General features: G+C 69.3%; 9 protein-coding genes. 3 read left to right on the forward strand and 6 right to left on the reverse strand.

What is annotated here, in order from left to right; genetic code table 11:
• Positions 1 to 74 precede the first annotated feature (74 nt).
• Both AB0I79_RS60145 and AB0I79_RS60150 read left to right on the forward strand, forming a co-directional pair.
• The gene (locus AB0I79_RS60145; protein WP_357894693.1) at positions 75 to 722 is read left to right on the forward strand and encodes a helix-turn-helix transcriptional regulator; all 648 of its coding nucleotides are present in this window, start codon (positions 75 to 77) and stop codon (positions 720 to 722) included.
• Complete coding sequence (locus AB0I79_RS60150) at positions 723 to 1,526, forward strand: Tn3 family transposase (RefSeq protein ID WP_357894696.1); 804 nt, start codon at positions 723 to 725, stop codon at positions 1,524 to 1,526.
• A gap of 55 nt (positions 1,527 to 1,581) precedes the next feature.
• On the opposite strand, the gene AB0I79_RS60155 is transcribed toward AB0I79_RS60150, so the two are convergent.
• Genes AB0I79_RS60155 through AB0I79_RS60170 form a run of 4 tightly spaced genes read right to left on the reverse strand, consistent with a single transcriptional unit; the run spans position 1,582 to position 5,127 of the window.
• Entirely contained in the window at positions 1,582 to 2,400 is an 819-nt protein-coding gene (locus tag AB0I79_RS60155; RefSeq protein ID WP_357894699.1) for a M55 family metallopeptidase, read from the reverse strand.
• A gap of 39 nt (positions 2,401 to 2,439) precedes the next feature.
• Positions 2,440 to 3,015, reverse strand: a complete 576-nt coding sequence (locus tag AB0I79_RS60160; RefSeq protein ID WP_357894702.1) for a peptidase — start codon at positions 3,013 to 3,015, stop codon at positions 2,440 to 2,442.
• Positions 3,016 to 3,040: 25 nt separating this feature from the next.
• Positions 3,041 to 4,093: a threonine/serine dehydratase gene (locus AB0I79_RS60165; protein ID WP_357894705.1), complete on the reverse strand. Its 1,053-nt coding sequence runs from the start codon at positions 4,091 to 4,093 to the stop codon at positions 3,041 to 3,043.
• Entirely contained in the window at positions 4,090 to 5,127 is a 1,038-nt protein-coding gene (locus AB0I79_RS60170; protein WP_357894708.1) for a D-alanine--D-alanine ligase, read from the reverse strand. The genes AB0I79_RS60165 and AB0I79_RS60170 overlap by 4 nt, the downstream gene beginning before the upstream one ends.
• Positions 5,128 to 5,269: 142 nt before the next feature.
• Between AB0I79_RS60170 and AB0I79_RS60175 the strand changes: the two genes are divergently transcribed.
• Entirely contained in the window at positions 5,270 to 6,793 is a 1,524-nt protein-coding gene (locus tag AB0I79_RS60175; RefSeq protein WP_357894711.1) for a peptide deformylase, read from the forward strand.
• A gap of 162 nt (positions 6,794 to 6,955) precedes the next feature.
• On the opposite strand, the gene AB0I79_RS60180 is transcribed toward AB0I79_RS60175, so the two are convergent.
• Both AB0I79_RS60180 and AB0I79_RS60185 read right to left on the reverse strand, forming a co-directional pair.
• On the reverse strand, positions 6,956 to 7,717 hold the full coding sequence (locus AB0I79_RS60180) for a hypothetical protein (RefSeq protein ID WP_357894714.1): 762 nt from the start codon (positions 7,715 to 7,717) through the stop codon (positions 6,956 to 6,958).
• A 140-nt stretch (positions 7,718 to 7,857) separates the two neighbouring features.
• Complete coding sequence (locus AB0I79_RS60185; protein WP_357894717.1) at positions 7,858 to 8,469, reverse strand: pentapeptide repeat-containing protein; 612 nt, start codon at positions 8,467 to 8,469, stop codon at positions 7,858 to 7,860.
• Positions 8,470 to 8,675 lie beyond the last annotated feature (206 nt).

The raw sequence follows: 8,675 nt of genomic DNA on the forward strand, positions 1-8,675 counted from the left end.
CGGCGCGTGGTTCATCGAATTCCGGTTGTCAGCGGGGAACCCGCGTGCGGATTCGTTGATGGGAAAGTGGCGGCATGGAGACTGCGAACCGCACGCTGACGGCAGATGTGATCGCGGCGCTGAGGTACTGGCCGGGCGTCATCCACGGCAGCCAGAAGAATCCACCGGGCCCAGTGGATCTCACCGTCCTGCCTCCTTTTTTCAACGAGGTGTTGCAGGATTTGCCCTGGTGGAACCGTGACTGGAAGGTCAGCGACGTTGAGCCGGGCGTCCCGTTGGAGATCGAGAGTGATCACAACCGTTCCACGACAAGGTTCACAGAAGTGTCGGTGCCAGGCACCGCCGGCACCAGCTCCGGCGAGAGCCTGCCGTTCGTCGGGAAGGTCAGGTTTACCAGTAATCGGCTGATCCGATTCCAAGCCAAGATCGGCCACATGGTGGTCAGTCCGGCAGACACACCGGCCGGGCAGCTGGAGCCACATCCGTTCTCAGCGGTATTCAGCAGACTGATGGACCTGCGCGGGATTCCGGTGAGGGACATGGCAAGGCATACCGCCAGGTCGATGTCCACCATCCACATGCTTCGCAACGGCAGGCTGAATCCGCATCCTGTTCTCGCCAAGGAGATCGCCGAAGTCTTGGGCATGTCGGAGGCAGATATCCACGCGATCGCCAGCCTCGACGGCGACCGCAGGGACAGCCAGATCCCAGACTCTCAGTAGTTGTCAGTCCCGCACAGCGGTGCATCTTCACCTCGTGGCGCATTTTCTTGCATGCCGACACATGGACCCTCGCTTGACTTTGTCCACATAACCTCGATCGTCGGGTTCGCCTTCTCGGAGCTGCTGGGCTTCAAACTGCTGCCGCGGCTGAAGAACATCGGCTCTGCGCGGCTGTACCGACCGGGGACCGGTGAGGATGAGGCCTGGCCGCGCCTGGAGGCGGTGCTGTCGAACAAGACCATCGACTGGGATGTGATCGCCCGCCATTACGATCAGATGATCAAGTACGCGACCGCGCTGCGGTTGCGCACCGCCGAGTCGCACCAGATGCTGCGGCGCTTCACCCGGGGCGGCCCCAAGCACCCCACCTACCAGGCGATCGAGGAGCTGGGCCGCGTGATCAGGACGATCTTCATCTGTGAGTATCTGGCGGATGAGGAACTCAGGAGGGAGATCAACGAGGGCCTGAACGTGGTGGAGAACTTCAATTCCGCCAGCAAGGAGCTGTTCTACGGCAAGGCCGGCGACCTGACCGGCGACGATCGGGAGAACGTCGAGGTCTCCGCGCTGGCTCTGCACCTGGTCGCCGCGGCCATCACCTACCTCAACACGCATCTGATCCAGATCGTGCTGCGCGATCCGGCCTGGCGAAAACGGCTGAGCCCGGCCGACCGGCGCGGGCTGACGGCTCTGTTCTGGTCCCATCTGAATCTGTACGGCAAGTTCGAGCTCGACATGAGCAAACAGCTCGAACTCGGGCCGGGGCCGGGCGCTGAGGGTCAGTCGTCAGCTGCTCGGCTCTGAGCGACGAACGATCTCCGGAGGTGGCCTGCGCCGGGCGCGGGCCACTCCCTGGTGCTTACGGCCCGGTCTGGGTGAGCGCGACGATGAGCTGGAGGATGCCGTAGGCGGCCGTCATGGTCTCGGCGTCGAACGCCACGGTGCGCCCGCCTACGGTGGCACCGGGGATGAGGCCGGCCAGATCCGCCGAGCGCGGCTGAGCCAGGTCGACCTCGACGCGGAGCGGGCTCGGAACCGCAAGCGGTGGATGGCCGGCAGGCTGCCGGGCCGCTTGGCTGGCACCGTGCCGTAGGCGCTCGCATGCTTCGTCGGGGTGCAGGGTGTCGGCCGCGTGCTGACCGAGGCCTCGCTTCACCGGCACGGTGACGGCCTGCGGCACCAGCGTGCTGAACTCCGCGCAGGCCGCGTCGTCGCCGCTGGCCAGCACGACGGGCACCCCGAACGAGGCCGCCAGCAGGGTGTTGATGCCGATCTCGCCGTGCGAGGCGCCGTTGATGCGGACGTCAAGGACGGCGTCGGTCATGGTGTGTGCGAGCACCGCGCCGGCGACGCCGGCGCGGGCGTGGTAGCCCACGAACATCGCCGCCTGGACGCCGGTCTGCAGGCCCGCGAGCATGCCGAGTTCGCGGGGTTTGCCGCGGATCAGCCGGACTCTTCGGTCGAGGTGCTCGGGCAGGAGGTTGCGGTAGGGGCCGTGGGCGTCGGCCACCAGCACCTCGGCCGCCGGGTCGGCCTCCAGCACCCCTTCCACCACGGCGTTGGCGGCCGCCGTCATCAGGGCGCGGCCGCGCTCGTAGTCGTAGCGCTCGGGGGTGGTCTCGGCGGGGTGGACGATGCCGGCGATGCCCTCCATGTCCACCGAGATCAGAACCTTCATGGTCACGGTGTGGTCCCCCGAGGTGGTGGTTGAGCGCATCTAGCGGGTGCGCAGGGCGATGCCGCGGCCGCCGAAGAACGGCACGAAGGTGTCGATGGGCAGGCTGGCCCGGCGGGCCTCGGGGGTGTGGCCGGAGGGGTTGTGGAAGTGGAGCAGGCCGTGCTCGTGGCCGGTGAGCAGGACCAGGTGCCCGCCCCGGCCGGGAGCCGGAGCTTCGGGGCGGCGAATCTCTTTGTGGACCGAGGCCATGACCAGGTGCCCGTCGGCGAGCAGGCCGGGCAGGTCGGCGGCGGCCAGGTGCGGGTGCACGTCGGCGTGCAGGCCGTGCTCGGCGCGCACATAGTCGGCGAACGGTGCGTAGTAGAGGCCCTTGATCTGGCCGTCGCCCGTTTCGACGTAGCCGCCGTAGGCGCGGCAGCCGCGCACGAGTTCCAGCAGCGGCGGGGCGTGCCCGTCGCGGTGGTCCAGAGCCATCTGCAGGCAGGCCATGCCGCAGGCATGCCGGCACCAGCGGCCGTACTCGGCGCGGCTGGCGGCCCCGGAGGCACGCCAGAGCGGATCGTCGGCCGCATCGGCGCCGTGGTAGGAGATGGCCGCGATCCGCTCCGGGCTCATGTACTGGGTGAACAGGCTGAGGCCGTCATGGAGTGCTTGCTGCGCGCTGCACGCTCCCGGCGTGCAGGCCAGGCACCCCACGATCTCCCCCAGCAGTCTCGGCGCGGCCGACGAGCGACCGGAACGTGGTCCAGGCGATGTTCCCGCCGGACAGGACCACACCGATTGTGCCGGAAAAGATCTCGATCCGCCCGCACATCACCGCCGCCAGCGCGCACGCGCCGCTCGGCTCCACGACGACCTTCAGGTGGGCGAAGGCGGCCGCCATCGCCTCGACGATCTCGGCGTCGCCGACGGTGACCACCTGGTCCAGCAGCGCCTGGTTGATCGCGAACGGCAGCGGCGCCGGTGTCGCATGGGTGAGCCCGTCGGCGATCGTGGCCGGGATGGGGATGCTCACCCGGCGGCCCTGACGCAGCGACAGTACGGTGTCGGCACCATGCTCCGGCTCCACGCCGACCACGCGCATGTTCGGGCTCAGGGCCTTGGCCGCCACCGCGCAGCCGGCCGCCAGTCCGCCCCCGCCGACCGGGACCACGAGCGTGCTGACCTGATCGGTCTCGGCGAGGATCTCGGCGGCGACGGTGCCGCCGCCCGCGATCACCTGTTCGGAGTTCGCCGACGGCACGACCGCCAGCCCGCGCTCGCGGGCGAGAGCGGCCACGATGGCGTCGCGGTCTTCGCCGCCTCGGGCGTAGTGGACCACCTCGGCCCCCAGCGCCTGAGCGGCGTGCACCTTGGCCTGTGGGGCGTCGGCGGGGACGACCACGACCGCGTACGTGCCGACCAGGCGGGCGGCCCAGGCGATCGCCTGGGCGTGGTTGCCGGAGGAGGCGGCGATGATTCCTCCGGCGCGTTCGTCCCTGGACAGGCTGAGCACGTGGTTGAGCGCGCCGCGCAGTTTGAACGAGCCGGTCTTCTGGAGGTTTTCGGCCTTGCACAGCACCGGGGCGCCGCACAACTCCTCCAGCGCGGGCAAGGCCAGCAGCGGCGTGGCGGTGATGTGCCCGTCCAGGCGGGCGGCGGCGGTGCGCACGTCGTCGATGCCGATCATGATGTTGTCCTGGTGCGGGCTCATGGCCGGTAGCCGTGCGGCGTGAGCGCGGTGGACAGGATGAAGGTGATCAGCGCGTCGTAGCCGATGCCGTCGGCCGCCGCCATGGTGGCCATGTTCCCGGTGGCCGACAGGCCCGGCAGGGTGTTGGTCTCCAGCCACCACACCTGCGGGCCGCCGGCGACGCCGTCACCGGCACCGCCGCCGGGCAGGCCGGCGCCCACGACGAAGTCGCTGCGCGAGTAGCCCGAGCAGCCCAGCGCGCGGTGCGCGGCCTGGGCGTACTCGCGCACCAGCGCCTCGGTGGCCGGCGGCAGGATGGCGGGGCAGTGATTGGAGAAGGCGGCCGGGTTGTTCTTGGTGGCGTAGTCGTAGAAGTCGCCGCCCTTGGGCTGGGTCTCCAGCAGCGGCAGCACCCGCAGCTGCTCGCCGTCATCCAGGACACCGGCGGTGACCGGGTGGCCGGGCCAGAACCGTTCGGCGAACAGCGCCTGCCCGCCCTGGCGCAGTTCTTCCACCGCGTCGGCGAGGTCGTGCTCGGCGCGGGCCAGGCGCATGTCGATGGAGCCGCCCTCGGAGACCGGCTTGATGATGACCGGCAGCGACAGGGCCTTCGCCAGGTCCTTGGCGACCACCTCGGCGGGGGTCTCGCCGTCGATGACGCGGCCGGGCAGGACGCTCACGCCGTGTGCGGCGACCATGGTCTTGGCCGCGGTCTTGTGCATCGCCAGGGCGCTGGCCAGCACCCCGGACCCGGTGTAGGGGATGGCGAGGTGTTCCAGCAGGCCCTGCAGCTTGCCGTCCTCGCCGTACTGGCCAGCGATGGCGAGCAGGGCAACGTCGATCTCGCGGAGCTGGTCGAGGAGGTCGGGCTCGCGGGTATCGATCAGCACCGCGGACAGGCCCAGGCGCTGCAGCGCGGCCAGCGCGGTGTTGCCCGACAGCAGCGAGCGGGCGCGTTCGCGGGAACGGCCGCCGGTCAGCACGCCGATACGGCCCTGGCCGGGCAGCGCGAGCTCGTTGACGTCGAGGAGCAGGGGATTGATGATCAGGGACACGGGAGTCTCCCGGCGATCGGTGGACTGGTCGTCTGCCAGCAGACCCCGCCCCGCGCCCGTGAGGTCACCGTGAGTGCGGCTCACTCACGCTTCACTCACCCTTCACTCACGCCTTCACGCCGTCCTGGGGAAAGATGAGGACGTGGATACCCCCCGGAATGAGCCACACGACGAACAGCACAGCGGGCCGTCAGACGGGCCGCGCGCCTTCGGCGACGTCCTGGCGTCCTGGCGGAAAAGGCGCGGGATGTCCAAGAGGGCGCTGGCCGAGGCGATGGACTACGACCCCTCCTACATCAGCCACATCGAGGCCGGGCGATACACCGCCGGCGAAGACTTCGCCCGCCGGGCCGAAGCGAAACTGTCGGCCGCCGGCGAGGTGTGGCAAGCTTGGCACGACACCGCGCAGAACACCGCCGCCACCGCACCCTCAGGCACGCCCGGCGGGCTGGTGGTCGAGGACGACCACGCCGAGCTGCGCTACGCCGACGGGATCTACACCGCCACCATGCGCCGCCGCCTGCGCAACGCCGGCCCCGACCCGGTGACGCACTACCTGGTCCGCATCAGCGTCGATCGCTACCCCGGCGAGCCCGCCCGGTCCAACGCCCACTACCGCGCTCATCCGCTCAACTGGGACGAGCTCGGCCTGACCGCCGACTGCGACGGCGAGCCGATGCAGTGGCGGCCCAAGCACGACCGCGACAGCTTCAAAGAGGTCTGGCTGTGCTTCGCCAACGACCAGGGCAAGTTCCCGCTCTATCCAGGCGAGCGCGCCACCATCACCTACGCCTACACCGTGCCCGACACCAAATGGGGGCCGTGGTTCCAACGCGCGGTGCGCTTGCCCACCGGCCGGCTCGGCGTGACGCTGGCCTTCCCGCCCGCGCTGGAGCCGAAGGTGTGGGGCACCGAGACCTCCACCACCGCCGAGGCCGTGCCGCTGCACGACCCCATCACCTGCACCCAGCGCGCCGGCGAGACGGTGTTCGCGTGGGGCACCGCCGACCCGCCCATGGGCGCCCGCTACCGGCTGGAATGGCGCTTCCGCGCCCGGCCGGACGACCCGGACGCCCCGGACAACGTCGGCGGCGCGCCCCCGAGCCTGCGCACCAGCAGCGACCGGATGAAGGCCGCCGGCATCGTCCAGGCCGGGCACCCCATCCTGGCCGCCACCGCCGAACCCTTCGACCTGCCCGCCGACGCCGGCGAAGCCCGCGAGGTGATCGACGCGCTGTTCGCCGCGCTGCAGCGGGTCCGCGAGCACCACGTGTTCGGCAAGGGCATGGGCCTGGCCGCCCCACAGATCGGCATCGGCCGGGCCGCCGCCATCGTCATCCCGCCCGACCCCGACGCCGACGCCCTCGTGCTGCTCAACCCCCGCGTCACCGACGCCTGCGCCGAGACCGACGAGCAGTACGAGGGCTGCCTGTCGTTCTTCGACGTGCGCGGCATGGTGCCACGGCCGCTCACCCTGGAGGTCGAGCACACCACCCTGGACGGGCAGACGAAGATCACTGCCTTCCCTTACGGGCTGGCCCGCCTGGTCGCCCACGAGATCGACCATCTCGCGGGCCGGCTGTACACCAGCCGGATGCGCGAGGGCGTCAAGCCGATCCCCGTCGAGGAGTACCGCGGCATCGGCCAGCCCTGGAGACAGCCCTGATGAGCGACAGCAGCACACCCGGCCGGTGTGCAACCCGGAGTGCGGTAAGAATTGCGCCACACGGCACAACCGAGCCCGGTCGCCGCAGGTCATGCTGGGCAACCGCGCCGGCCTGTCGGGGCCGGTGCGGTCCGGGCGTTAGAGGATGAGTCCGGCGCTCGGCTACAAGATGTCCCGCAGACAGCGGCGGTCGCCGGTGAGCGCGTAGCGCCGGTGGGCCAGGACGCCGTCCAGGTCCAGGCCGACCTCCTCGGCGTATCTCTCCAGCGCTCTGGCGGCTTCGGCATCCGGCATGTAACCAGGGGCGATCTCCAGGCATATCAGCCCGAGCTCGGCAGCAGCCGCATACAGCTCCTCGACCATCCTGCGCCCCTCATGGATACGGGAAGGCGCCCCCGGAGCTGCCAGTGGCGGCACCGGGGGCGGCACCGGAGGCGGGGGCGCGGCACGTACTTCGGCCACGGCACGGCGTAGCAGGTCGCCGACGTCGTCCCCCGACAGTTCGCCGGCGGCGCGGGCCTGGCCGATGAGGCGGGCCAGCACCGCCGCGACCTGGTCCACCCGGTCGCGGACGTCGCGCAAGGCCCGGCCGGACAGGACCAGCGTGTCTCCCGCAGAAGACAGGCCGGCCATGGTGGTGGCCGCTTCCAGCAGCTTCCCGGCGGTGGTGGCGATGTCGATCAGCCGGTACGCCTGGGCGCGGCTGATGCCGAACTCAGCGGCGGCGTATTCCGCCCATGAGGAGTAGCCCAGGGGGCGCCAGATCCGACTCTCGTGGGCTCGGCGGACCCGCTCGGCGAGCACGGCCCCGGCCTGCTGAACGGCGGTAATGGCCTCGCGAATCTGCGCGGTCAGCATACGGGCCTGCTCGACGTCCAGCGGGGAGCCTGCTCGGTCCGGCTCCTCCTGCGGGTGTCGCTCCATACACCCGGTCATCCCCGGCTTTCACCGACGCATTCGGCATGGGCCCATTCATCGTCTTCATGATCACACCCGTTGAAGTACACCCTCACCGCGAGCGCCCCTGAGTTCAGCATCGGACGCGTGACTTCCGCTTCTCTGAACTAGGCGTTTCCGTGCTCTCGCCGCAGTACTGCCGCTTCCTTGTTGTCAGCCTCCAGCCGCCATCCTGGGGGTATGAAGTGGCGTTCAGCTGGGCGGAGAAGTCGTGCGCCCTCGAGATCCACGTGGTCCCAGCGGTGATGAGGCTGGCGGGCGATCATCCTGTGAATGATTTCGGGCGTGGAGTCGAACAAGAGGGAGCCGGCGAACTCGGTTTTGTGGAAGGTCACGGGTTGCTCGAAGACTGTCCGGTCGAACGTCGTGAGGCTGGCGAACGTGGCCTGGTCGAATATGCCAGCGACGCTGATGGTGGCTCGGTCGAAGCTGGCTGCGGCCATGAAGCGCGTTTTAGTGAACCCGACGACATCGTCAAACGTCGTCCCCTCGAAGCTGGCTCTGCTCGTGAAGTGGGCGCGGTCGAAGCCAGCACCCCCATCGAACGAGGCGTTGTCGAACGAAGCGCCTTTATTGAAGGTTGCCCGCTCGAACTTGGCATAGGTGGCGAAGTGCGCGCCGTTGAACTCGGCGCCGTTGGCGAAGGTGACGTCGACGAACGAGGTGCTCCCGGTGAAGACGGCGTCATTGAGGGTTTTCCAACCTCCCGCGTTCCGCATAATTCGGGGTTCCTGGAGGTCGTAGCGACCTGAACGCGCAGGTCAGGGACTTGAAGTCTGGGTCGACGGCCGGATTCGCCTAGAGACGCGATTTCTGGATTTAGCTGTGCTGGCCTGGGCTTGGGCCATAATGTCTGGAGTCGTGTACGTGAAGACGACGAAGCGGGAGAACAAGTCCGGGACGGTCCGGTACCTGCATCTGGCGC

It is taken from the genome of Nonomuraea sp. NPDC050202, assembly GCF_040656115.1.
GTDB lineage: Bacteria > Actinomycetota > Actinomycetes > Streptosporangiales > Streptosporangiaceae > Nonomuraea.

What these genes read in the sequence shown, in the direction of transcription:
- AB0I79_RS60145 (WP_357894693.1), top strand. Translation starts at nt 75, where the DNA reads ATGGAGACTGCGAACCGCACGCTGACGGCAGATGTGATCGCGGCGCTG.
- AB0I79_RS60155 (WP_357894699.1), bottom strand. Translation starts at nt 2,400, where the DNA reads ATGAAGGTTCTGATCTCGGTGGACATGGAGGGCATCGCCGGCATCGTC.
- AB0I79_RS60160 (WP_357894702.1), bottom strand. Translation starts at nt 3,015, where the DNA reads ATGAGCCCGGAGCGGATCGCGGCCATCTCCTACCACGGCGCCGATGCG.
- AB0I79_RS60165 (WP_357894705.1), bottom strand. Translation starts at nt 4,093, where the DNA reads ATGAGCCCGCACCAGGACAACATCATGATCGGCATCGACGACGTGCGC.
- AB0I79_RS60180 (WP_357894714.1), bottom strand. Translation starts at nt 7,717, where the DNA reads ATGGAGCGACACCCGCAGGAGGAGCCGGACCGAGCAGGCTCCCCGCTG.
- AB0I79_RS60185 (WP_357894717.1), bottom strand. Translation starts at nt 8,469, where the DNA reads ATGCGGAACGCGGGAGGTTGGAAAACCCTCAATGACGCCGTCTTCACC.